This is a genomic window from Rahnella sp. EDr1-12, assembly GCF_049206505.1.
GTDB lineage: Bacteria > Pseudomonadota > Gammaproteobacteria > Enterobacterales > Enterobacteriaceae > Rahnella > Rahnella rivi.
In genome coordinates, this window is the sequence record NZ_JBLZNY010000029.1 from 1 (window position 1) to 286 (window position 286).

The window sequence follows — 286 nt, forward strand, 5'->3', positions numbered from 1 at the left end:
TCGCGCTGCGATTATTTGAGAGACTCTGTTACAGACTAATCCACCACTCAGTACTTCTACGGAGAGTGATGTTCAGCTGTAAACTTTCAATTTTCAGCTTGTTCCAGATTGTTAAAGAGCAAAATACTTCGCAGCATACTGTTACCAATATACTCTGAAGTATTATTTAGGGGCTGTACGGTAATGGTGGAGCTAAGCGGGATCGAACCGCTGACCTCCTGCGTGCAAGGCAGGCGCTCTCCCAGCTGAGCTATAGCCCCATACAGTCACTTACAGATACCTTAAT

1 tRNA gene is annotated in these 286 nt (G+C 45.5%); it reads right to left on the reverse strand.

Annotated features, from left to right (window positions below):
* Positions 1–184: 184 nt before the first annotated feature.
* Positions 185–260 (reverse strand) — tRNA-Ala (locus ACO0U8_RS24255).
* Positions 261–286 lie beyond the last annotated feature (26 nt).